The following is a 23113-nucleotide window of genomic DNA, read 5'->3' on the forward strand; positions in this document are numbered from 1 at the left end:
CTTACGGGGGCATTCTATTTTTCTAATGTACGATATGTCGAATAGAAGCGATTTATTCCTAAAATATGGGTGAAAACGGCAAAATCTTGTTCGCGAGGTTTTGTCGTTTTTCATTTTCCGGAAAATATTTTGCGGAGATGCAGGGGAGTTTGTGAGGAAGGCCTCAGGAAGAGGATGAGAAATATGGTGGTTTATGTGCCCAAGCCGGGGTGATAAGTGGCAAAAGTGGAGGGTTTATGTGCCCAAGCAGGGATGGTAGGTTCCCGAGTAGAGGGTTTATGCGCCCGAGCAGGAATGGTAAATGCCCGAGTAGAGGAGTTATGTGCCCGAGAGGAAATATTATATGCCCGAGCAGGGAAGGCAAGTGCCCGAGTAGAGGACTTATGTGCCCAAGAAAAGCAATTAAGTGCCCAAGCCGGGGTTCTAAGTGCCCAAGAGGAAATGCTATATGCCCGGGCGGAGGGGTTATGTGCCCAAGAGGAAATACTATATGCCCGGGCGGAGGAAATAAATGCCCAAGCCGGAATGTCAAATGCCCGTTCAGAGAACCTGAATGCCAAAAGAGGTACAATACACGGCTTATTAGATATGATTTTGGGCCTTCCTGATAAAATATCTGAATACATCCTAAGCGGATTAATCTAAACTAACCGAAATTACTTAAGTAACTAGCATTTCATAATAAGCGCTAAGTTTTCGGGAGTACGGCAGCTCCCTCTTTATCCTGCACGAGATATAGGAGAACGATGAAATAGGGTCCATTTGTAGCTTGCAAGGAGAAAAAATGAATGGCGTATGCCATTCTCCTGTGCAGGTTTTATTGTTTTTTAGCCCATTCAATCTTTTGATTTTAAAATTTGTTCATCATGGTTCTCTATTAATATATGATTGTATCTCCAACCCCAATGTGATAACAGGAAATATAAGCCACAAAGCGTCTTTCTCAAAAATATATTTAAATTCAGGGATAAATACTAAATATTTATAAATAAACATAAACATAAAAAATGAACTGACCAATAAAATAGATTTGGAAACATTAATAACTTTTTTGTTTTTCATTCAAACACCTAACCCCTCTTATAAATTTGCCTTAATAATTTCCGTATAGTAGCTATATTTCAATATTTTACCATAATGCATTAGTAATGATTTCAAACGACTCACAGAAAGTGAGTTTGATTATATAACATTGGATGGCAAGAGGTTGGCATCTGTAGAAGAAGGAATTGCCAAGCTGAGAATCTATGTGTGCCCAAGTTAAGGAGTTATTTGCCCAAGGAGAAAAGTTAAGTGCCCGAGTATGAACTTTATCTGACCGAGGAGAAAAGTTAAGTGCTCGAGCAGGAGCTGTATCTGCCCAAGAAGGAATGTTAAGTGCCTGAGTAAGATCTTTATCTGCCCAAGAAGAAATATTAAATACCCAAGGTGAGAATTTATCCGCCAAGCCAAGGAATTATCCGCCCGAGAGGAAACCCCAAGCCCCCAGCTCAACAATTATCCGCCCAAGAGGAAAGCCCAAGCACCCGAGCTCAACAATTATCCGCCCGAAAGGAAACCCCAAGCCCCCAAGCTCAACAATTATCCGCCCGAGAGGAAACCCCAAGCCCCCAGCTCAACAATTATTCGCCCGAAAGGAAAGCCCAAGCCCCCGAGCTCAACAATTATCCGCCCGAAAGGAAACCCCAAGCCCCCAAGCTCAACAATTATCCGCCCAAGAGGAAAGCCCAAGCCCCCAAGCACAACAATTATCCGCCCGGGAGGAAACCCCAAGCCCCCAAGCACAACAATTATCCGCCGGGAGGAAACCCCAAGTACCCAAGCACAACAATTATCCGCCCGAAAGGAAACCCAAGCCCCCAAGCCAACCAATTATCCGCCCAAGTAAAACCCCAATTTTCCCAAGCCAAGAAATCGATCTGCGCAAAAAGCCCTGCAAAAGCTCCAAATGTTTCCCCGCATGCGGGCGCCAGAGCCCCTGCCCAAAAAACTTATAGAAAAAAGATATATTTCCCTCTCTCCAATCATAAGTAATAGGTATGAAACGAATAAAAAAGGACATCAATTTAATAGCTATCGTCTCAATCACCTTATTAATCTCGGGGATGTTTTTCTTGCCGTTTTTGTTCAAAGATTCCGCCAAGACGCTGAAAGAGGCTTCGGGGCCAATCATTACGGAGGATTGCAACATCTTCATCCGGGTCAATGGCCAGGAGGATCCTATCCCGCTGGAAGAATATGTCCTAGGGGTGGTGGCGGCGGAAATGCCGGCCGATTTCCATCCGGAAGCCCTCAAGGCGCAGGCCATCGCGGCAAGAACGTACGTGCTCAAAGCGACAAACAATGGCCAAACGCCGATCGAACCGACTGTCGTGCAGCAAGTTTTCTATGATGAAGACACAAGAAAAGCCAATTGGCAATCCACCTTCGAAGCGAATGAACAAAAAATCCGGGAAGCTGTAGAAAGTACGAAAGGGGAAGTGTTGAAATACAACGGAGAACTGATTACGGCCATGTTCCACTCCATGAGCAACGGCAGGACGGAAAGTTCGAAAAATTACAGCGGAACGGAAATCCCTTATCTCCAATCGGTGGTCAGCGCGGACTTTCATGCGGAGAATTATGTAATGAAAAAAACGCTGACTTTGGCAGAATGGAATAAGTTGCTGAAAGTCAACATGAACCCGGACGACATTAAAAAAATCCAGACAAAACAAAATAATACTGGGAGGGTAGACAAAGTCATCATCGGAGACAAACAATGGACAGGACGGGAATTTCGCGAATTGCTCGATTTGCGCTCGACGGATTTCACGGTTCAGGTGAAGGGCGATCAAATTGAAATCACCACGGAAGGCTACGGCCACGGTGTCGGCATGAGCCAATACGGAGCGGATGCGATGGCGAAACAGGGCAGAACCGCCCACGAAATCCTGAAACATTACTACCAAAACGTCACCATCGAAAAAATGCTGTGCCAAAAAGAAACCAAATAATCGCCGGAGATTCGCAGGACAAGAGCGGAAAACAGGCGCCGCCGCTTGTTTCGAAAGTAAAGAAGCGCTTCCTCTTTGCATGCGTTGTATATCCAAGAAATGCGTCCATCCTGCTCCGTTGCACCCATCAGACTTCAAAGATGTTTTTCCATGCCGCTCCGCTCCATGCTTCGGACAGCAAAAAACACATCCATGCAGTTCCGCCGCATGAACCGAAAACAAAAAAACCTCCATACGCTCCAAAACAAATAACGGAATCCGCGGCACACCCGCCCCCGGAACCCCCGTTCCACGCTACTACACAAATATTAAGAACCGAAAAATATTATGCAAAAAATAGTGAAAATTTCCAAAAAAATTGTTTAGAAATCCCAAAATTTGTTCATCCTTCACTTAGAGGTGATGAACAAATGAGAGAAGATCAAAACAAACAACAAAATAAACCTTCTCAACTTAAAACAAAATGGCAACAAAAACCATGGTTTTGGCCGGCAATATACGGGGGCATTGCAGCAGTACTTATTGGCTTAATAGGTATTTATTCCGTGGTGACAAACGAGGAAGAAAATCCGACGGTGGCAGAACCGACTGCGGAGGAAGACGATTCGCCGGTGATTGAAACGAATGCCCGGGAGGAAACGCTCAAATATCCGTTTGATGAAAGCCTGCTGCAAAACGCGAAAGTATTGCAGGATTTCTACGATATGAACGCGGATGCGAAGACGAGGGAAAATGCGTTGCTCGTATTCGATCAAACCTTTACAACATCTTCCGGCATTTCGATTTCAATCAACAACGAACCGTTTGAAGTACTCGCTGCAATGAGCGGTGAAGTGAAAGAAGTGAAGCTTGACGCCTTCACTGGAAACAAAATCATCATCGCGCACCCGAACGGAATGGAGACGCACTATAGCTCCGTCAAAGACATCCTTGTGAAAAAAGGCGAAAAAGTCGAGCAAGGACAACCGATTGGAACTGCGACAGAAAACGAATGGAATCCGACTGCCGGCATCCATCTCCATTTCGAAGTGTTGGAAAACGGGGAACATGTCAACCCGAGAAATTATTTAAGCTTCTAACGCAAAAAAGCGCAGCCTGAAACGGAAAAAGCCGTTTCCCAAGGCTGCGCTTTTACTTTCCTGGGAAAAAAAGTTCTGAAAAAGTTTTGACTTACATATTGTGAATAAACGTTAAATCGCTGATTGCAAACGTCATTGAAATACATGTATCAGAAAAACGGCGGAACAGATGGTTGATTATAGACAAAACTGCACTTCTTAGATCCGATAGAAAGGAAGAGAACGTGCACGAGCACATTCGGCACCGTTGTGTACGGCTGGGAAAGCTGCTTGTGGAGACGGGCGAGACGGTTCGGGTCCTTGCAAAAATGACCGGATATTCCAAGAGCACGGTGCACAAAGACTTAACGGAACGGCTGCAACTGGTAAACGAAGAACTGGCAAAAGAAGTGAGGGAAATACTGGCGTACCACAAGTCCGTTCGTCATTTGCGAGGGGGAGAGGCGACGCGCAGAAAGTGGCAGTCCCGCAAAAAAAACCAATGAAAAGGCATTTAGTTTGGCTTTGGCGCAAAGTCAGGCTGAATGCTTTTTCGTTTTGATGGAACGAGCGAATCCGCGCATGGAAGAAAGGGATTGCAGCAATTTCCAGCATCCGGTAAACGCAAATTTTTAACAAAATGTTGAAAATGCAAGAAAAACGTCAAATAAGCTGTGAATAGTAGATGTTTTTTATGACTTTCTTATGATAGAATATTACAGATAAAAAATATACATCCAAGAACGAGTAAAAGAGTCGCAAAAAATCGGAAGGAGTAATAAGATTATCATGTTTTCAAAGGATATAGGGATCGACTTAGGAACTGCTAATGTACTAATTTATGTGAAAGGGAAGGGCATTGTACTCAATGAACCTTCCGTGGTAGCCATCGACAAGAAATCAAACAAAGTACTTGCAGTCGGCGAAGAAGCCAGAAAAATGGTAGGGCGTACGCCGGGAAACATCGTTGCCATTCGTCCACTTAAAGATGGGGTCATTGCGGATTTTGATTTGACGGAAGCGATGCTAAGACACTTTTTAAACAAACTTGACGTGAAAGGTTTCTTCTCAAAACCTCGCATTTTGATTTGCTGCCCGACAAACATCACAAGCGTCGAAAAGAAAGCGATACGGGAAGCGGCCGAAAAATCAGGCGGCAAGAAAGTTTACTTGGAGGAAGAACCGAAAGTGGCTGCCATCGGGGCAGGCATGGACATCTTCCAGCCAAGCGGAAACATGGTAGTCGACATCGGAGGCGGTACGACAGATATCGCTGTGCTGTCCATGGGAGATATTGTGACGAGCGAATCTATCAAAGTAGCGGGAGATACGTTCGACAATGATATTCTTCAATACATTAAAAAGGAATATAAACTATTAATCGGTGAACGCACGGCTGAAGCGATCAAAATCAACATTGGAACCGTTTTCCCTGGCGGCCGTGACGAATCGATGGAAATCCGAGGACGGGACATGGTAACGGGCCTCCCTCGCACCATTACCATCCGTTCGGACGAAATTGAAAAAGCCTTGCATGAATCTGTCCAATTGATTGTCCAATCCGCGAAAAACGTATTGGAAAAAACTCCGCCGGAATTATCTGCGGACATCATCGACCGTGGAGTCATTTTGACAGGCGGCGGCGCGTTGCTTCATGGCATGGACCAACTGCTCATGCAGGAATTGAAAGTGCCGGTGCTTGTTGCGGACAATCCAATGGACTGCGTGGCCATCGGAACAGGCATCATGCTTGACAACATTGACCATTCACCGGGATCAAAATTCTAAGTTTTATGAAAAATTTTGATTAAGCGGTTTCATTGGGCAAAGACTTTGAATGCCGGGCGGAAATCAGTCCCATCAAGGATGGATTTGCGGTCAGCCCGGGAGGAAAAAGATAGGCGAATCTGCCCTGGAACCTTGCAATCTATCACTAGAAAACCGGAGCCGGTCCGGCCGTCTTCCTGAAGTACGGCCGGCAATCGGCGATGATGACTGGCAGAGGGATTTTCCAATGGCTGATTCATCGGCAATGCAACCGCCGGCAGCGGATTCGGGCGCCCGGTTGCCGCCCGTCTTTGCCGGCGGTGATTTGCATTGCCGTTAAACATTATTCATCCGGAAAAGTGAAAATCGGCCTATAATCAAACGGCGGCTTTCCTCCGATATAAAAGGGAGAAGGTTCTGCAAAACCGGCTGAAAGGAGGGAAGAACGTGTTCAAAGGAATTTATACGGCAGCATCCGGCATGCTGGCGCAGCAGCGGAAAACGGAGATTCTCACCAACAACATGGCCAATGCCAACACGCCGGGATACAAAGCGGAGCAGACATCCATCCGTTCCTTCCCTGAAATGCTCATGTCTGCCATCGGTGATACGAATGTACCTGTGAAAAAAGGATTAAAACTCGGCCAGATCCGGCCGGTCGGCAACCTCTCCACCGGCATCTACCTCCAGGAAACGATGCCAAACTTCAATCAGGGGGCTGTCTACGAAACGGAGTTTAATACGGATTTTGCGCTGATTGACGGCGAACTACCGGCAGGCAGCAGCATCTTTTTCCGTCTGTCCCATCCAAATGGCGGCGAGGCCTACACAAGAAACGGGAACTTCACATTGGACGGACAAGGCTACCTAGTCACGGGCGACGGATACTACGTATTGTCGGATACGGGAGCGCGCATCCAGCTTCCAAGCGAAGACTTCCAGGTGACTGAAGACGGCTCCGTCTATGTCGGCAACCGGCGAATCGCCAGAATCGGCGTGGCTTTTGCCCAAAACGCGAACCGTCTGGTGAAGGAAGACAACGGACTCTTCCGCACGGAGAACGGCCAAGCGCTGCCGTCCGCTTATGGAAGGGCCAATGTCACATTCGGCTTGAAACAGCGCCATCTGGAAGGTTCCAATGTGGATGCCGCCCAATCGATGGCGGAACTGTTGACGGCCTACCGCGCTTTTGAAGCAAACCAAAAAGTGGTCCAGGCCTATGACCGGAGCATGGACAAAGCGGTAAACGAAATCGGCAAAGTATAGGAGAGGAGGCGGAAAGATGCTGCGGACCATGTTGACGGCGACGAATACATTGAGCCAAATCCAGCAACAGATCGACACCATCAGCAACAACATTGCCAACATCAACACGGCGGGCTACAAAGCCAAAGAAGCGCGTTTTTCCGAAATGCTGTATCAGGAATATTTCAACACGCGCAGGGATGAACAGGCGACGAGATTGACGCCGCAAGGAATCCGCTACGGGGTCGGCGCGAAAATTTCGCAGATCCAGACAAACCATGCCCAAGGCGCATTGCAGACGACAAACCGCGATTTGGATTTTGCCTTCACCAATGAACGCCAATATTTCAACATTTTGATGCCCGATGGAAACAACGGATTCAACATCGTTTATTCCCGCCAAGGAAATTTCTACGTTTCTCCGGTGGACGATGAACGGGTAATGCTCGTCAATGCGGACGGATATCCTGTCGCGGACAGCGAAGGAAACCCGATTGTCTTCAACGATGACGTGGAAAGCTTTTCGCTCGGGGAAAACGGCGTATTGACGGTGACATTCGCCAACGGCACGCGGCAATCCTTTTTGCTGGGGATTACGGAAATCCATAAACCACAGGTCATGAAGCAATTGTCCGGTTCATACATTGATCTTCCGGAAAATCTGGCGCAGCTCGGATTTAATGCGGACGATATTTTGACGAACCTGATCGGGTATGCGCGGCAAAATATCGGCCTTGAGAGCGGGAAACTCGAACTGTCCAACGTGGATTTATCGAACGAAATGGCGAACTTGATCCAAGCGCAGCGTTCTTATCAATTTAATGCACGCGCCATCACCATTTCCGACCAAATGCTGGGGCTCATCAACGGCATCCGATAATGAAAAATTAAGTAGTCTGGATGCTTCTGCAGCTGTAGCCATATCGCTCATCAACGGCATCCGTTAATGAAAAATTCCGGTGATTTATACATATATTCCGTAAAAATTGCGGCAACCCTTGCCAAGGAAACTACGTTTTATTAAAAATAGAGAGTAAAGTCGATACATAAAACAGGTTCACCGATACATAAAATCCATTAGCAGTCCCTTAGCATCCTTTGAAAAGCCGATGAAGAGGAAACATTTCAACATATGTCGAAGGATCGTCCGGAAAGGGATTGCCGGAGCAGCATGGACCGGCAAACGGGCGATGCGGCAGATCCGGCAATGAATGTTTCAGCACATGGACTCTCATACATAAAAAATACCTTGGTAAGTAGGGAGATTGGCGATGGCAAACGAATTGAAAAGCGGCATGACGCAGTTGGAAAAACAAGAGAAGGACAAGCCGATCATGAAATGGATGAAGAAGAACGACAACGGCCAGAAGGAGCCGAACGGACAGGAACCGTCCGAAACAAAGGCGAACTTGATTCAAACGTTAAAAACCTACAGCCGATACAGCACAAGAACGATTCCGATTTGGAAACGCATTGTGATTGTGCTTGCCTTGATGATCTTCGCTTCCATATTCGGGCTCATGATCGGTTATGGCGTCATCGGCGACGGCAAAGCCTTCGACGCGTTAAAATGGAGCACATATAAGCACATTTTTGATCTCATGAATGGGACGACAAAGTGAAGCAGAGAATTATACCCCACGGCCATTTGCGCGTGGGGTTTTTAATTTGCAAGCGGCACGGATTCTCTCAAGATCCGGCCTTCTTTCTCGGCGACGCGGACTCTATAAGATATTTCAAAACATCAACCCGGGCACATAGAATCGTTTCTTGGGCAAATAAACCTACAGAATATGAACTTGGGCAGATATGAAATGAACTTGGGTGGATATGAAATGAACTTGGGCGGATATGAAATGAACTTGGGCGGATATGAAATGAACTTGGGCGGATATGAAATGAACTTGGGCAGATATGAAATGAACTTGGGTGGATATGAAATGAACTTGGGCAGATAGCTCTTATTCTCGGGATTATGTAAACTCATCTTGGGGAATCATGTGTCACCTTGGGCACTTGGTTCCCCTTCTTGGGCACATACGGACTTCCCTTGGGCAGATGGCTTTTCCTCTCGGGCTTTTGCAATCTCATCTTGGGCAGATCATGTGTCAACTTGGGCATTTGGCTTCACTTCTCGGGCACATATGATCTTCGCTTGGGCAGATAGCTTTTCCTCTCGGGCATTTATGATTTCACCTTGGGCAGATACAATTCTTACTTGGGCATTTAGAATATCAACTTGGGCACATAGAAAGTCAACTTGGGCAGATAGAATGTTATCTTGGGCACATAAGGATTCATCTCGGGCAGATAGAAAATCAATTTGGGCAGATAGAATGTTATCTTGGGTACATAAGGATTCATCTCGGGCAGATAGAAAATCTTCTTGGGCAGATAGAATGTTATCTCGGGCACACAAGGGTTCCTCTTGGGCAGATAAGAAAATCAATTTGGGCAGATAGAATGTTATCTTGGGCACATAAGGGTTCCTCTTGGGCATTTAGAATATCAACTTGGGCACATAGAAAGTCAACTTGGGCAGATAGAAAGTCATCTTGGGCAGATACAATGTTATTTCGGGCACATAAGGATTCATCTCGGGCAGATAGAATGTTATTTCGGGCACATAAGGATTCATCTTGGGCAGATAGAATGTTATCTTGGGTACAAATGGATCCATCTCGGGCAGATAGAATATCACCTTGGGCAGATATACGCCAACTTGGGCACTAACCATCCCTTTTTGGGCACATACGAACCACACTTGGGCGGATAGCGTTTTTTTGAAAAATCCATGCTTTTTCTTTTAATCAAGGTATGTACAATTGCGGGGAATGCTCCATAAGCCCTGCCTTGCGGGAAGAAAACATGGTAGTGTATCGATCGGCGATTCGTGGTAAGATGGATATTGTCGAGTTCTTGCTTCAATGGTATGCAGATGCGCGCTTCAAGTGCCATTTTTTGTTTATTTTAATTTACAAAAATGGGAGGAAATGTCATGTTAAGTGCAGAACAAATTCAAGGAATTTTACCGCATCGTTATCCGTTTTTATTGGTTGACCGCATTGTGGAAATCGAAGAAGGAAAACGGGCAGTGGGCATTAAAAACGTTTCCATCAACGAACCGTTTTTCAACGGCCATTTCCCGGGCTATCCGGTGATGCCGGGCGTATTGATTGTCGAAGCATTGGCGCAAGTGGGCGGCGTGGCTTTGTTGAACTCCGAGCAGTTCAAAGGAAGACTCGCCTTTTTGACAGGCATTGACAATGCGCGCTTTAAACGCCAGGTGGTGCCGGGCGACCAATTGAAATTGGAAGTGGAATTCGTAAAATTGCGCGGCACGATGGGGAAAGGCCACGGCGTTGCCACAGTGGACGGCGAACTGGTGGCGGAAGCGGATATTTTATTCGCCATCGGACCGGAAGCGCCAAATTTGAAATAATCTTGCTTGGAATGGATGGCTGATTCATGCATAGAATGGCCGGAATGGCGCATCCTTGATGATAATGGTTGGGAAAATCCCCGGGAAACATGGATGGGCCGAATGCCTTTGCAGTGAAAAGTATGCGCATCTTTGGCTTTTTTATCCGTGGGAGGTTTTTTAATATGACAGAACAGGTATCATCCGGGGTAAAAATCAGCATCATCCGGTCCATTTCGGCGGCATTCGAACAGTATATGGCGAGCATCGGCTGGAACGAGGACAAGTATGCGGCGGAAGATTTCATAAATTATTGGCAGCAGTATTTTATGGAAAATTCGGCATGGTTTGAAAATGTGCCGCAGGAAGTATTATTAAGCCCGCAATTCCAGGAAGAAATCGCCGAAGAAATTGATGAAGCCATCGCCCAAACGCTGAACGAAAAACCGTCGAAACAACAAGTAGAAACCATCGAAGAAATGCAGAAAGCCCTCGGCACGAATTATGCGTACGGCTGCAAGGCGGAAGCCGATTATGTCGAACGCTTGCTGAGAGCGCGATTGAAGCAGTAGAAAGAATGCAGACAGATGCAAAGGTTTCCTGCATTTAGAAAAAGTGCTAATTCCGACAATGGATAGTTCCCTCTTTTTTCGCACACATTAAAAACAGTCACTTGAAGTGACGAACAGCGAAGAAAGGAGGGATTTTTTGTGAAACCGTTCATCTATGCGTTATTGTTAGGGTCCGCTTTGTTAGTGGGCTGTAATGATAACGACACCGAGGACGCAATCAACGATGTCGGCAATGACGTCAGAGAAGGCATTGAAGACGTAGGCGAAGGGGTGCGTGAAGGCGCACGGGATGTCCGTGAAGGCGTGAATGACGCGCTCGACAACGACGCCGTGGACAATGACATTAACGAAAATGACGATAGAACAAATCAGGGATTGCGCAACAACGACGTAATGCCTGATGATAAAGGGGTTACTGGTGATGAACGCGGTAACCAGGAAGATGTAATTGAAGATCGCAAAGATATTCGGGATGCAGATAGAAAAGATGAATAATACGGCGCCGGCGTGAGGCATCTGAGGGGAGCGTCGGCGTCCCTTTGGATGGAGTCCGCTGGGCGTGTATTGAAAGATGGACTGAGGCGGTTTGCGCGGGGATCGGACCGTGAAGCTCCCTGTTTTAAGGGAGTGCATGTTTTCTTGGATCGAATCGGGAAGTTCCCTGGTAGCTGCGGGGAGCGACAAACATATTCCTTGGATTGGACCATGAAACTCCCTGTTGCTCAGGGAATAGGTGTTTCCGTGGATCCAATTGAAAAGCCCCTTGGTTACCGGGGAGAGCGACAGGCATATTCCTTGGATTGGACTATGAAGCTCCCTGGTGTTTAGGGAGTGTGGTATGCATATCTCCATGGAGCGGAAGACGTGAGGCCAACCCTGGCGAGAAAGGAATGGCGCTCGTTGTAAGCGCATCAGGCCATTTCCGGATAACCGGGGAGGAAGGCACGCATCCCCGGTGTGAAAGAAGCGGTTGTCGAAAGTTTGAGGGGATGAAAATATTCATCCCTAATGTCTGAAAGATTAGTGGCAGCTTTGTCCAAAAGCATGGAAAACATCAGATATTGCACACCCCCTAAAAATCCCCCTTGCTCAGGAAAAGGAGAATTTGAGTCGGCTCAAATTCTCCTTTTTTTAGTTGTGATTAAACGATGATTTTTATCCGCCAAAAAGAAATTGAAAAAGTCGGGGAATGAGAGCTATGTGCTCAAGATGATATTCTAAATGCCCGAGATGAAACATTATGTGCCCGAGATAACATTGTATCTGCCCAAGGTGATTTTCTATGTGCCCAAGATGATATTCTAAATGCCCAAGATGGATCCTTATGTGCCCGAGATAACATTCTATCTGCCCAAATTGATTTTCTTATCTGCCCAAGAGGAACCCTTATGTGCCCGAGATAACATTCTATCTGCCCAAGTTGACTTTTTATGTGCCCAAGATTGATGTTTATATGCCCAAGTAAGAATTGTATCCGCCCAAGTTGATTTTTCATCTGCCCAAGTTTGATGCGTATGTGCCCAAGACACTTTTCTATCCGCCCAAGTTGAAATTGTTAATGCGCGGAGTGGGCGCTATCTGCCCAAGCAAAGCCCATAAGTGCCCAAGAAGGGAACCAAGTGCCCGAGTTGAGTCATGATCTGCCCAAGACGAATTCGTAACTGCCCGAGAGGAAAAGCCATCCGCCCAAGCAAAGCCCATAAGTGCCCAAGAAGGGAACCAAGTGCCCGAGTTGAGTCATTATCTGCCCAAGACGAATTCGTAACTGCCCGAGAGGAAAAGCCATCCGCCCAAGCAAAGCCCATAAGTGCCCAAGAAGGGAAGCCAAGTGCCCGAGTTGAGTCATGATCTGCCCAAGACGAATTCGTAACTGCCCGAGAGGAAAAGCCATCCGCCCAAGCAAAGCCCATAAGTGCCCAAGAAGGGGAACCAAGTGCCCGAGTTGAGTCATGATCTGCCCAAGACGAATTCGTAACTGCCCGAGAGGAAAAGCCATCCGCTCAAGCAAAGCCCATAAGTGCCCAAGAAGGGAAGCCAGGTGCCCAAGGGATGACCTCATCCACCCAAGCTGAATTTGCAAATGCCCGAAAGGAATATCCAAGCGACCAAGTGAAGGCTATAAGCGCCCGAGTGGAAACATGATCCACCCTAGCTGCATTTACAAAAGCCCAAAAGAAAACGCGATCCGCCCAAACTTTAACGTGACCCGAACAAAGTAGACTTGCATACGTACAAAGTCCCGCAATTTTATTCCCCAAAAAAATCCAATCAAATAAAAAGCACAAACCACAATCGGGTTTGTGCCGAATCCGCGAGATATCCCGCCAAACAGCCTGTTTCAACAGCATCCTCTCAAAACGAAACATGGCTGCTCGTGCTGCAAAAGCACAAGCTTTAATGTATGAAACAATCAATATCCCATGCCGCACGGGCTTTGATGCAAGGAGTAACCAACGTCATCCCTTAAAACCATCCATAGAACTCCAGAAGCTCAGATGTATGAAGCGGTCACTCATCCCCTCAATACCGGACGCTCCCGCATGCCCTTTCTGAACTCTGCCAGCAATTCTTCCTTCGTCAAGTTTTTCTCGAGGAGGGATTGCAGCAATTGCTCCGCGTATTTCAGCCGCACCGTCCGCAAATGGCCCTTCAACAATATCGAAACCCGTCCATTTATTTCTTCCATCCCCAGCACTTTCACCGAAAAAGGGGCCGGCTCGTTGTCCGGGGAGGAAATGATGACTTGCACATCAAAGGGCTCCTGCGAATCCCAATATGGCTGGAAAGGGATTGAATATTGCTTATCCGTAAACAATTCCAAAATCCAAGTTTTCTCCTGATTCTCCTGATTGATGGTAATGCCGTCGATCAACGGGATTTCCGTGCCGTCATGTTCAAATTGAAAGGAAATCATTTTGAACGTTTTCATTCATTTCCCTCCATTCGGCATACAAAGATTAGGCATATCGCCCGCCGGGAATGAAAACTCCATATCCGGATGGACAGTGTTTGATCCAAATCCGATGCGTATTTGCACAAAGCGCCGTTTTCTGCATTTCCACCATATTTTTCTAAAAAATAAACGATGTTTCTCTTCTACTACATCAGTATAACATAGCAGACAAATTTGAAATAAATAAAAAATTTGCCAAATTTTATTTTTGGACATTGTCGAAAAAGAAGGATTAATAAAAGGATGATCAGGGATTCGGCGATTTATGCGAATATGCGTTCGTTGTGAAAAAATAAATTTTCTATGGAAAAATAAAGGGATTCTTTAATTTTCCAATTTTGTCAAATTAGGAGAGTGCCGATATGATGGAGATGAAGGAGGTGAATGGATGAACCATGTCGGACTAGTCGGGCGATTAACGAAGGATCCGGTTCTTCGGGAGATTGGAGAAAAACGGGTGGCCGCGAATTTCATCGTGGCGGTTAATCGCAATTACCGCAACAGCCAGGGCGATGTGGACGCCGATTTCGTTTCCTGCACCGCGTGGGGGAAACTGGCGGAGCTCATCGTCCAGTATTGCGGCAAAGGTTCGCTGATCGGAATCAACGGCCGATTGCAATCACGCTCCTATGTAAACAAGGAAAATATCAGGGTGTTTACGACGGAAGTAATCGCCGATGATGTCCGATTTTATTCGCTGAAACCGCCAAATCAGCAGGCGGGAACGGAGAAGGAGTTTGTTCTGCCTGAATCGGAAGAAGGATTGCCGGTGACGTGAATCGTTATTGGGCAATCGGCGCTGCAAAATGTTGTGCCAGGGTTTCAAATTGCGGAGTTGAAGTTATGGAGGATTCAAGTTTTGGTTGACAGTTGATCAGGTCTTTGCTTGAAGAGGATTCCGAGGGATAGAACAGTTCATGGCAAGAATCAAATGGGTCTTGAGGATTGCTGATTCAGGATTTGGCTTGGAATGGTCTGGTTGTATGAGGAATATGAAATGAGGCGATTTTTCTTAAAACGAGGTTGGCAAAGGATTCCGGGATAAACAGGTGGTTGTGTTAGCAAAAGAAGGTTGATTGAAGGGAAATGTCCAAGCTTTTGAAGGAATCGAAGGTTGGACATCCGTTGGAAGCAAAGTGGACAATGCGGAAATTGAAGGGAAATCATAAGCTTTGGAATGGTCTGGTTGATGAAGAAGCGAAGGAATGGGGAATGACCAAAAAAGGGAAAAAAGGAGGTGGGAAGGGCACTGCCGGTTTGTGACCGCCCGGCAGTGAGAAAAACGCAATCGTTCCGCTCATGAATTGAATATGGAAGGCTGAAATTGAATAAGGAAAGAAGAGGCTGCATGCAAAATGCAAGACGACAAATGAGGCTGCACACGAATAACGAGGAAACCGGGACTTAAAATCGTCAAGAAGTTTGTCACATTACTTCCTCCTTATGTTGGCGAAAAGGGCAGGATTGAAAGCGATCCTTTCAATCCTGCCCTTGCATTTTGGAGAGGGGAGGGTGCCTGGACGGTGCGGGAGATTCGGAAGGGATGGAATGCAAGATTCTATGGAAGACCCGGTCATCTGGGGGAGTTGGACATCCAGAGCGCCATGCTCCATGGGATATATGAGGCTCCCAAGGGATATCGGGCACCATGAAAGTACCCGCCCCTGGAACATGCCAGAAACCAACCGGGGCTGCCGGGAAGTACCCGCCCCTGGAACATGCCAGAAACCAACCGGGGCTGCCGGGAAGTACCCGCCCCTGGAACATGCCAGAATCCAACCAGGGCTGCCGGAAGTACCCGTCCCTGGAACATGCCAGAAACCAACCGAGGCTGCCGGAAGTATCCGCCCCTGGAACATGCCAGAAACCAACCGGGGCTGCCAGGAAGTACCCCCCTGGAACATGCCAGAAACCAACCGGGGCTGCCGGAAAATACCCGCACATCCCGGCGCCTTCCTCTACTTCAACAGCTCCAACAGCTGCTCCGTATCCAGCTCCGTGAGCCAGTTGCTCGCCTGGATCAATTCCTCCGACAGCGCGGACTTCATTTCCAGCATGTCGTCCACTTTCTCTTCAATCGTCCCGATGGTAATAAACTTATGCACCTGCACAAACCGCTTCTGGCCGATCCGGTACGCCCGGTCCGTCGCCTGGTTTTCCACCGCCGGGTTCCACCAGCGGTCCGCATGCAGCACGTGGCTTGCGGCCGTCAAATTCAGTCCGGTGCCGCCCGCCTTCAGCGACAGCAAAAACACCGGAAACTCCCCGGCCTGGAACGCTTCCACCAGCGCATCCCGCTGCTCCTTCCGCATGCTGCCCGTCAAAAACGGCACGTCCCAGCCGTACAGTTCGAAAAAGCAATGCTGCAGCAACTGGCCCATCCCGATATACTGGGTAAAAATCAGGCACTGCTCGCCGCCGTCCACGATTTCCTTCGTCAGCTCCACAATCCGCTTCAACTTCACCGAACGTTCGAGCATCCCCGGCGCGTCCCCGAAAGGCTCCTTCAAATACAGCGCCGGATGATTGCACAGCTGCTTCAACTTCGACAGCATCTGCAAAATCCGCCCCTTGCGCTCAAACGGAGGCAGCTTCTCCAAATCCTTCAAACTTTCCTGGATATACCCTTCGTACAGCGCGGCCTGCTCCTCCGTCAACGGGCAGAACTCCTTCGTCTCCTGCTTATCCGGCAAATTCAGCTGCAAATCCGGATCCGTCTTTGTCCGCCGCAGCAAAAACGGACGGATTTTCGCCCGCAATCGCTCCTTGTGCCGTTCCGAACCATCCCGCTCAATCGGCACAATAAACTCTTCCTGGAACTTCTTGAAACTGCCCAAATAGCCCCGGTGGATAAAATCGAAAATCGCCCACAGCTCCGCCAAGCGGTTTTCGATCGGCGTCCCCGTCAACGCGATATGGTGGTCCCCATGCAGGCGGCGGATCGCCTTCGACTGCTGCGTCTGCATGTTTTTGATATTCTGCGCTTCATCCAGCGTCACAACCGCCCATGCCACATCCTCCAGAAACGCCACATCCTGCGCGATTGTGCCGTACGTCGACAACACCACATGGGGCGCTTCCTCTTCCAAAAACTGATGGAAGGCATCCCCCTTCAAGCGGCCGGAACCGTAGTGGGTATACACTTTCAGTCCCGGGGCGAAACGCTCCAATTCCTTCTGCCAATTCCCCAGAACGGAAGTCGGGCACACCACGAGCGTCGGCTTTTTCTCCCGCCGCGCCTCATACACATGCAGCACGTAGCCGATCAGCTGCACCGTTTTTCCGAGCCCCATATCATCGGCCAAAATGGCGCCGAACCGCTGAGACCGCATAAACACGAGCCAATCAAATCCCTGCTTCTGATAAGGCCGCAGCGTCGCGTTCAAGGACTCCGGCACTTTCACCGGAGGAAGCCCCCGCTTTTCGAGCAGCTGATGCACATAAGTTTTTAATGAACGCTGCATTTCGAAGGCAAAAAGCGGGTCGTCCCGGTCGTCTTCTTCATCCAATTCCTGTTCCATCAGCTCTTCCGGCACTTCCCGGAACACCAATTCCTTCACGGTCCAGTTTTCCCTTTCCGCTTTGTCCATCAGTTCGCGCACTTTCGCCATCCAATCGTTGTCGAGGCGGAACCATTCATTCCCGATGCGGATAAATTCCCGCTTCTCCTCGACGATTTTCCGGAAGGCTTCGGGGCTGATCCGCTCGCCGCCGATGGACAGCTCCCACCGGAAGGACAAAATATCATCCAGCCCGGCGACGGATTTGTACGAAGCGCTCCGGGCACTGACGCGGACGCGCATCTTCGCTTTCTTCAAATCTTTCAGCCAGCCCGGCAGAATCACTTCAAACCTGAGCGCGGCCGCTTTGGCGAAACGGTCGCGGAGAAGGGTGCGCACCTCGGCATCGGTCAAGGACACATGCAAAAAGGCTTCATCGGAGAAAACGTCCAATCCCAAAAGCTGCAGCATCTGCTTTTGCTGCCGGGCAATTTCATCGGCATATTCCTTCCATTTGTCGGGAAGCGCATCTCGGATCGGATGGTGCCGCTTCCGGACGGCCGGCGTCCAATGTTTGGCGGAATGGGAGGATAAAATCACCGTCTCGAGCACCCATTCGCCGGAAGCTTCTTCCGGTTCGTTCAGGCGGAGGGCCACTTTCAACGGACCGATGGAGCGATCCGGCTCAAGCGGCCAGCCGCCTTCTTGGAAGAACGGCAGGAGGGAAGGCGCGTCGGAAACCTCCAGGCCGCACGTTTCAAATTTTTGTTGAATGGCGGTTGTTAGCAATTCTTCCGCGCGGGAGAGGGAGGCCGTTTCCAGATGAACGTTCAAAGAAGGGCGCGGCTCCTCCTTGGCCCAATCCGTTTGGGCTGCTGGAACAGGGAAGCCATCCAGGCGCAAGTCCAAAGCATCCCCAAGTCCATCCTCGGTCAACTGCGCATCGTCCTCCAGAGCGGGGAGGGCATCCGCCTGGGCGTCCAAAGCCTCGCCTAATTCAACTTTGGCCGACTCCGTATCGCCCGCTTGAGCAGGGGAGGCGTCCAATGTCACCTTCAAAGAAGCCCCCAGCTCATCCCCGGCCACTTTCACATGATTCCACAAAGCAGGGGAGCTCCACAACGGCGCCACGGCCTTCGCGCACTCGAGCAAGGCCTCATCCTCTTTCGTCGCCCCTTCAAACTGCGCAAACGGATGACGATACTTCGGCGACAAACATTCCACCAGCTCCGCCGCCGTCACCACGAGGGCATCCCCGTCGACAACCGCATGCAGTCCGTAAAAATTCGGCTCATAGCGGAAAAAGAAAACCGACTTGAACGTCTCCCCGGAAACCCTTCTTCCATTTTCGGAAGCCCGGAGCCGATACACCCCCGTCTTCAGCTGTTCTATTGACAATTGATATACCGTCGCAAAAGGAGAAGTATTCAAATCCTTCTTCACTTGCACCTGTTTCATAGAAATAAAATTCCTTTCTAGCAGTCATTCGTAAAATTCCTGATTGGCATGGACAGCTACGCTTGTGCGAATACGATTTTAACTTGGTTGGATTGAAGCTCAGCTTGGGCATATATGCATTCGTTTTGTGTAGATAGAAAATTTTCTCGGGCAGATACGATTCTCTTTTGGGCAGATAAAAGATTCTCTCGAGCGAATACTATGCTTTCTTGGGCAGATAAATCCTTAGCTTGGGCAGATAAGTATTCGTTTTGGGCGGATAGGGATTCCTTTCGGGCAGATACGATTTTCTCTTGGGCAGATAAATACACATCTTGGGCAGATAAAAACAAATCTTAGGCGGATGAAGTTCCATTTTGTGCAGATAGAGATTCAACTTGGGCAGATGAGATCTTAATTTGGGCATATAAACATCAATCTTGGGCATATAAGGGTTTATCTTGGGTGTATAGAAAATGAACTTGGGCAGATAGAATCCCAACTTGAGCACATAAGGATCCAACTCGGGCAGATAGAATCCTATCTTGGGCATATAAGCATTTCTCTTGGGGCACATAGAATAACAACTCGGGCAGATAAAATACAAACTTTAGCGGATAGGATATTATCTTGGGCACACCATTCAGCCCGCGATGCCCCGGATCGCCCATTCCCGGGCGCCACCTCACCCGAACAAATTCCCTTTCTCCAATTCTTCCTGCAAGGCGCGCAGCCGCTTGTTCTGCTCGCGCACCGCCCCGATATACTCTTCCCAAAAACGCATCTTGCCGGCCTTTTTCGCGGCGGCTTTCATCTTCTTCCAAATGCGCACCGCCTCCTTGTAATTCATCCGCGACTTCTGCCGGATTTCCTCCATCGCGTAAAAATGATAAAGCGGGAGGACCAGGGCCGGCGCTTCTTCCGCAACCTGCTTCAACCCGCAATATTCCAAATGCCCGATGGATGTAGGGTACATTTGATGCAGCGCCACCCATTCTTCGTACCGCTTGTGCGCCAGCAAATGCTTCGAATATTGGGCGACCCCGTCTTTGCCAAAAGCGGAGTATAATAAAATCTCTTCCTCTTCTGACAGGGTGATATTTTCATATAGCGAAGAAATCGAATAAATCATGCTGGAGCGGTGAATCCGGTTCACGCTCTGGATAAACTTTTTCAAATAAGGAAGAATCCTCCGCAGGATGATTTCCGCCGCCTGCCCGTTGCGCTTCGAGAACGCGAACTTCACCAGCCCCAAATAAATGTCCACATGTTCCGGGTTGATTTGGCGCATATTTTCTTCCAGCGCGGCGTAATTTTTTAAAATAATATAAAACACGTTCAAGACTTCCGGAAACTTCATCCCCTGCCGCTCCTGCAAATGTACCAGCTCTTCCAGCGCCCGCCGTTTCTCCGTAAACACGCTGTCCCAGAACAGCAAATACACATTCATTTTCCGGCTGAAAAATCCGTCATGTTCAAACAGCATTTCCCGGAGCATCACCTGCATCCGGTCGAAAAACGGATCCGTTGCGAAAAGCCGGGATGAGGCGGGAATTTCATGGACGGTGTTTTGGAAGGAGTGGAACCGGTTTTGCAAAAAGGCCTGGAACAGATGGGCATCCACGGCCGTCGCCTGGGAGACCCGCAAAGAAATTTGATAAGTAATCGCCAGCTCCATAAACAACCGGTAAACCGGCTGCCATTCCCGCTCAAAAGGCAGATGTTTCCGAAGCTTTTCCAGCGCATTTTCCGCGATCGTTTCATAAAGGAACCCTGGAATTTCCTCATCCTCTTCCAAATAGTAGGCGAGCACTTCATCCACCATTTTCAGCCAATTCCCGGGAGTGCGCACAGCCGCCAGCGACTGAAGGTCCGCAGATTTTTTCGAACGCCATTGCCGCACCCAGTCCTGCACCGAATCAAGATGTTGATACAGCGACAACAGCGCGCTGACCTTATGCCGGCACCAGCCTTCCTGCGGGCATGAGCAATCGATTGTGTTATTGCGGAAATCAATTGTCACTTCCGCGTCCCGCACGTCCCTGACCGTCGCCATCATAACGGAAAACAAAGATAAGTACCGATGGAACACCACCGCCTGATTCCGTAGGGCAAACAGCGCCCGCCGGATGATCTCTTCGTCTTCCGCCACGGAAGGATGCAGCTCCTTCCCGACCCTTTTCAACTGTTCCCGAATCGCATCCTCTTTTTCATGGGCAACCATTGCAACTGATAACGTCATCACATTCCGCTCCTAAAAAAGTCTTTCCTTTCATTATACCGCGGCCAAGCGGGAATGATAAGCGAAAATACGCGACCTGGAAGTGGATGGAAATAGTGTTTTTTAAGATTTCTCCCCAGACGGGTGGGGATTGTGTTTTACCGATCAACCAGATGACAATTGCGTTTCCGTGAATTTTCGGCAACCGGATGGAAATCGTGTTCCCAGGATGTCCGGCAAATGGATGGCAATCGCAATTTCAAGGATGTCCCTTCATTCGGGCAGAATTCTCCTCCGCAACATACATCCCGCCGAGCGGATGCAAGCGAATCTTCGGCCTTCGACGGATGCCGGCACGAATTGTCCGAATCCCCAAAAGCGGAGGCCACGGCATATTCTTGTCAATTTGATATCAATAAATCTAACATTTTTTAAATTGAAGGATAAAATATTGTGAATTTTTCGAAAAAAAAGTATAAAATAATGAAAAAAGGGAATTGAACGAGAAGAAATCGAAGGCCACCGCAACATCTATTCCATTTATTCACATTAATTGTAATTTTTAATCAAACATCGATGAGGACGACTGGGAAATACAGGAACGCCATTTTAAGGTGAAAACGGGGGAATATAAGGGAAGCAAATTTCGTATGATACATTACAACCACTTATCGGTGTCAATTTGATGAAACTTCATCTCTTTTATGCATAAGCGGAATGAAAAGCCGCATAGAATGGAAATTCCAGAATTTTTGATTGCAACCAGGACGTGAGAAGCGCAGGGCGGAAAGCAGCGGCGCGGCCAACGGTAGTCCGGCTGCCGAAGAATTCGTTCCTGAAACGATAAAATCCGCCTTGGCCAAGGCTTCGTGCCACAAAGCATTTCCAAAAAAATACAACCCGCGCTTTGTTTAAACCTCGCCTTTTTGGGAAAAACCTAAGGAAAGTTTTCGGATGACGGATGTTTTATCGGCTGCGGGCGTGGAAATTAGAGTGAAATAGGAGGGATATGTATGATCCAGGTCCAATACATGAAACCGTTTTATTCGAAAGTCTCGGGAAATACGCTGCGTCTCGTGTTTGCCTATCAATATTTCTCCATTGTGAAGGATAATGAAGTGTACCATTTCGTGCCGATTGAAGGAAAGGAAATTATCGTAAATTTAAAAACGATGCAGATCGAAAACTTATCGGAAATTTTCGTGTTCCAGCGCGGAAACCGATTCCTGCGATTGCCGCTTTATCAGCTGCTGTTGATTTCGAACGTTCATGAACACTTGGCGCCGATTTTGGAGGAAGCATTCAACAAGGCGGATAACCTCAACCTCGCACCCCATGAAGAAGATTCGGAAATCGCCCGGCTCATCCGCGAATTGGAAGTCCAAAACCTCGACCGCCTCATCGACGAAGCCCTTTCCAACCGGGACGAACAACGATTCCGCGAACTCGTTGAAAAAAAGAAAAAAATGGAATGAAGAGTGCCAGGTACTTTCCGGGTGCCGGCACTCTCCTTACGAAATGAACCAGAACAACACCCCCAACGCAATCACTGCACCCACCATTCCAAGCACCACATCTTCCACTGTGAAATATCTTTCCTTCATTGAAAACCTCCTTTTTTTCCCATTATTTCCGGAATGGAAAGCCAGTAAACCTAATCCCAATCAATCTATTCAATGGAAGCGGAAAATATTCGGGAGTTGACAAAAAGAAAGACCGTTCAGCAAAAATAGTGCTTTTGCGCCGAAGTTGGGGGAAAGTCGATTTTTTTTTGTGCTTATGGGTGAAGGGGGAAGAGGGGGCTATCTGCGCGGGAAGGGGGATGCGCGGGATGGGGGATTTGTCCAAGGGAAACATTTATATGCCCAAGTTGACATTTTATCTGCCCGAGTTGGGATCCATCCGCCCAAGGAAAAGCCCCAAGAGCTCAAGCGGAAACTTTA

Annotated in this window: 21 protein-coding genes; 16 read left to right on the forward strand and 5 right to left on the reverse strand. The window is 48.2% G+C overall.

Annotation, left to right across the window (positions count from 1 at the left end):
• The first annotated feature begins 216 nt into the window (after positions 1-216).
• Positions 217-645, forward strand: coding sequence for a hypothetical protein (locus tag FKZ59_RS07830; RefSeq protein WP_141602198.1), 429 nt, complete (start codon positions 217-219; stop codon positions 643-645).
• Between the two features lie 1186 nt (positions 646-1831).
• On the opposite strand, the gene FKZ59_RS14720 is transcribed toward FKZ59_RS07830, so the two are convergent.
• Entirely contained in the window at positions 1832-2131 is a 300-nt protein-coding gene (locus tag FKZ59_RS14720; RefSeq protein ID WP_181733230.1) for a hypothetical protein, read from the reverse strand.
• Between FKZ59_RS14720 and spoIID the strand changes: the two genes are divergently transcribed.
• The 9 genes from spoIID (at position 2106) to FKZ59_RS15105 (ending at position 9024) form a co-directional block, all read left to right on the forward strand.
• A complete protein-coding gene (gene spoIID, locus FKZ59_RS07835) occupies positions 2106-2996 on the forward strand; it encodes a stage II sporulation protein D (RefSeq protein WP_246045848.1) in 891 nt (296 codons plus the stop codon). The genes FKZ59_RS14720 and spoIID overlap by 26 nt on opposite strands.
• A gap of 410 nt (positions 2997-3406) precedes the next feature.
• A complete protein-coding gene (locus FKZ59_RS07840; protein ID WP_141602200.1) occupies positions 3407-4075 on the forward strand; it encodes a M23 family metallopeptidase in 669 nt (222 codons plus the stop codon).
• Positions 4076-4299: 224 nt separating this feature from the next.
• Complete coding sequence (locus tag FKZ59_RS07845; RefSeq protein WP_141602201.1) at positions 4300-4560, forward strand: sporulation transcriptional regulator SpoIIID; 261 nt, start codon at positions 4300-4302, stop codon at positions 4558-4560.
• Positions 4561-4843: 283 nt separating this feature from the next.
• Entirely contained in the window at positions 4844-5842 is a 999-nt protein-coding gene (mreB, locus tag FKZ59_RS07850) for a rod shape-determining protein (RefSeq protein WP_141602202.1), read from the forward strand.
• Positions 5843-5891: 49 nt separating this feature from the next.
• Positions 5892-6161: a hypothetical protein gene (locus tag FKZ59_RS07855; RefSeq protein WP_141602203.1), complete on the forward strand. Its 270-nt coding sequence runs from the start codon at positions 5892-5894 to the stop codon at positions 6159-6161.
• Positions 6162-6268: 107 nt separating this feature from the next.
• Entirely contained in the window at positions 6269-7087 is an 819-nt protein-coding gene (locus FKZ59_RS07860) for a flagellar hook-basal body protein (protein ID WP_141602204.1), read from the forward strand.
• 16 nt (positions 7088-7103) lie between these two features.
• Positions 7104-7946, forward strand: coding sequence for a flagellar hook-basal body protein (locus FKZ59_RS07865; RefSeq protein ID WP_141602205.1), 843 nt, complete (start codon positions 7104-7106; stop codon positions 7944-7946).
• A 391-nt stretch (positions 7947-8337) separates the two neighbouring features.
• Positions 8338-8688: a DNA-directed RNA polymerase subunit beta gene (locus tag FKZ59_RS07870; protein WP_246045846.1), complete on the forward strand. Its 351-nt coding sequence runs from the start codon at positions 8338-8340 to the stop codon at positions 8686-8688.
• A 213-nt stretch (positions 8689-8901) separates the two neighbouring features.
• Positions 8902-9024, forward strand: a complete 123-nt coding sequence (locus FKZ59_RS15105) for a hypothetical protein (RefSeq protein ID WP_281279201.1) — start codon at positions 8902-8904, stop codon at positions 9022-9024.
• Positions 9025-9167: 143 nt separating this feature from the next.
• Here FKZ59_RS15105 and FKZ59_RS07875 read toward each other — a convergent pair whose 3' ends face one another.
• On the reverse strand, positions 9168-9545 hold the full coding sequence (locus FKZ59_RS07875) for a hypothetical protein (RefSeq protein ID WP_141602206.1): 378 nt from the start codon (positions 9543-9545) through the stop codon (positions 9168-9170).
• Between the two features lie 519 nt (positions 9546-10064).
• On the opposite strand from FKZ59_RS07875, the gene fabZ reads away from it, so the two are divergent.
• From fabZ to FKZ59_RS07890, 3 genes are all read left to right on the forward strand, one after another.
• Positions 10065-10508, forward strand: coding sequence for a 3-hydroxyacyl-ACP dehydratase FabZ (fabZ, locus tag FKZ59_RS07880; protein WP_141602207.1), 444 nt, complete (start codon positions 10065-10067; stop codon positions 10506-10508).
• 164 nt (positions 10509-10672) lie between these two features.
• The gene (locus FKZ59_RS07885) at positions 10673-11059 is read left to right on the forward strand and encodes a hypothetical protein (RefSeq protein WP_141602208.1); all 387 of its coding nucleotides are present in this window, start codon (positions 10673-10675) and stop codon (positions 11057-11059) included.
• Between the two features lie 138 nt (positions 11060-11197).
• On the forward strand, positions 11198-11554 hold the full coding sequence (locus tag FKZ59_RS07890) for a hypothetical protein (RefSeq protein WP_141602209.1): 357 nt from the start codon (positions 11198-11200) through the stop codon (positions 11552-11554).
• 2017 nt (positions 11555-13571) lie between these two features.
• Here the strand turns inward: FKZ59_RS07890 and FKZ59_RS07900 are convergent.
• Positions 13572-13988, reverse strand: a complete 417-nt coding sequence (locus FKZ59_RS07900) for a YwpF family protein (protein ID WP_141602211.1) — start codon at positions 13986-13988, stop codon at positions 13572-13574.
• A gap of 412 nt (positions 13989-14400) precedes the next feature.
• Here FKZ59_RS07900 and FKZ59_RS07905 point away from each other — a divergent pair, with 412 nt between their 5' ends.
• Together FKZ59_RS07905 and FKZ59_RS14725 are read left to right on the forward strand one after the other, a co-directional pair.
• The gene (locus FKZ59_RS07905; protein WP_141602212.1) at positions 14401-14790 is read left to right on the forward strand and encodes a single-stranded DNA-binding protein; all 390 of its coding nucleotides are present in this window, start codon (positions 14401-14403) and stop codon (positions 14788-14790) included.
• A 308-nt stretch (positions 14791-15098) separates the two neighbouring features.
• On the forward strand, positions 15099-15275 hold the full coding sequence (locus tag FKZ59_RS14725) for a hypothetical protein (protein ID WP_170200282.1): 177 nt from the start codon (positions 15099-15101) through the stop codon (positions 15273-15275).
• 695 nt (positions 15276-15970) lie between these two features.
• On the opposite strand, the gene FKZ59_RS07910 is transcribed toward FKZ59_RS14725, so the two are convergent.
• Positions 15971-18970 (reverse strand): DEAD/DEAH box helicase, encoded by a 3000-nt coding sequence (locus FKZ59_RS07910; protein ID WP_246045847.1) that lies wholly within the window; start codon positions 18968-18970, stop codon positions 15971-15973.
• Positions 18971-19634: 664 nt separating this feature from the next.
• Complete coding sequence (locus FKZ59_RS07915; RefSeq protein ID WP_141602213.1) at positions 19635-21191, reverse strand: SWIM zinc finger family protein; 1557 nt, start codon at positions 21189-21191, stop codon at positions 19635-19637.
• 992 nt (positions 21192-22183) lie between these two features.
• On the opposite strand from FKZ59_RS07915, the gene FKZ59_RS07920 reads away from it, so the two are divergent.
• The gene (locus FKZ59_RS07920; RefSeq protein WP_141602214.1) at positions 22184-22645 is read left to right on the forward strand and encodes an IDEAL domain-containing protein; all 462 of its coding nucleotides are present in this window, start codon (positions 22184-22186) and stop codon (positions 22643-22645) included.
• Positions 22646-23113 lie beyond the last annotated feature (468 nt).

Source organism: Ureibacillus terrenus (assembly GCF_006569205.1).
GTDB lineage: Bacteria > Bacillota > Bacilli > Bacillales_A > Planococcaceae > Ureibacillus > Ureibacillus terrenus.

Excerpts from the sequence above, each read along its gene's own strand:
- FKZ59_RS07900 (WP_141602211.1), bottom strand. The coding sequence starts at position 13,988 with ATGAAAACGTTCAAAATGATTTCCTTTCAATTTGAACATGACGGCACG.
- FKZ59_RS07840 (WP_141602200.1), top strand. The coding sequence starts at position 3,407 with ATGAGAGAAGATCAAAACAAACAACAAAATAAACCTTCTCAACTTAAA.
- FKZ59_RS07885 (WP_141602208.1), top strand. The coding sequence starts at position 10,673 with ATGACAGAACAGGTATCATCCGGGGTAAAAATCAGCATCATCCGGTCC.
- FKZ59_RS07855 (WP_141602203.1), top strand. The coding sequence starts at position 5,892 with ATGCCGGGCGGAAATCAGTCCCATCAAGGATGGATTTGCGGTCAGCCC.
- FKZ59_RS07905 (WP_141602212.1), top strand. The coding sequence starts at position 14,401 with ATGAACCATGTCGGACTAGTCGGGCGATTAACGAAGGATCCGGTTCTT.
- FKZ59_RS15105 (WP_281279201.1), top strand. The coding sequence starts at position 8,902 with ATGAACTTGGGCGGATATGAAATGAACTTGGGCGGATATGAAATGAAC.
- FKZ59_RS07865 (WP_141602205.1), top strand. The coding sequence starts at position 7,104 with ATGCTGCGGACCATGTTGACGGCGACGAATACATTGAGCCAAATCCAG.
- FKZ59_RS07915 (WP_141602213.1), bottom strand. The coding sequence starts at position 21,191 with ATGACGTTATCAGTTGCAATGGTTGCCCATGAAAAAGAGGATGCGATT.
- mreB (WP_141602202.1), top strand. The coding sequence starts at position 4,844 with ATGTTTTCAAAGGATATAGGGATCGACTTAGGAACTGCTAATGTACTA.
- FKZ59_RS14725 (WP_170200282.1), top strand. The coding sequence starts at position 15,099 with ATGTCCAAGCTTTTGAAGGAATCGAAGGTTGGACATCCGTTGGAAGCA.
- FKZ59_RS07870 (WP_246045846.1), top strand. The coding sequence starts at position 8,338 with ATGGCAAACGAATTGAAAAGCGGCATGACGCAGTTGGAAAAACAAGAG.
- FKZ59_RS07920 (WP_141602214.1), top strand. The coding sequence starts at position 22,184 with ATGATCCAGGTCCAATACATGAAACCGTTTTATTCGAAAGTCTCGGGA.
- FKZ59_RS07910 (WP_246045847.1), bottom strand. The coding sequence starts at position 18,970 with ATGAAACAGGTGCAAGTGAAGAAGGATTTGAATACTTCTCCTTTTGCG.
- fabZ (WP_141602207.1), top strand. The coding sequence starts at position 10,065 with ATGTTAAGTGCAGAACAAATTCAAGGAATTTTACCGCATCGTTATCCG.
- spoIID (WP_246045848.1), top strand. The coding sequence starts at position 2,106 with ATGTTTTTCTTGCCGTTTTTGTTCAAAGATTCCGCCAAGACGCTGAAA.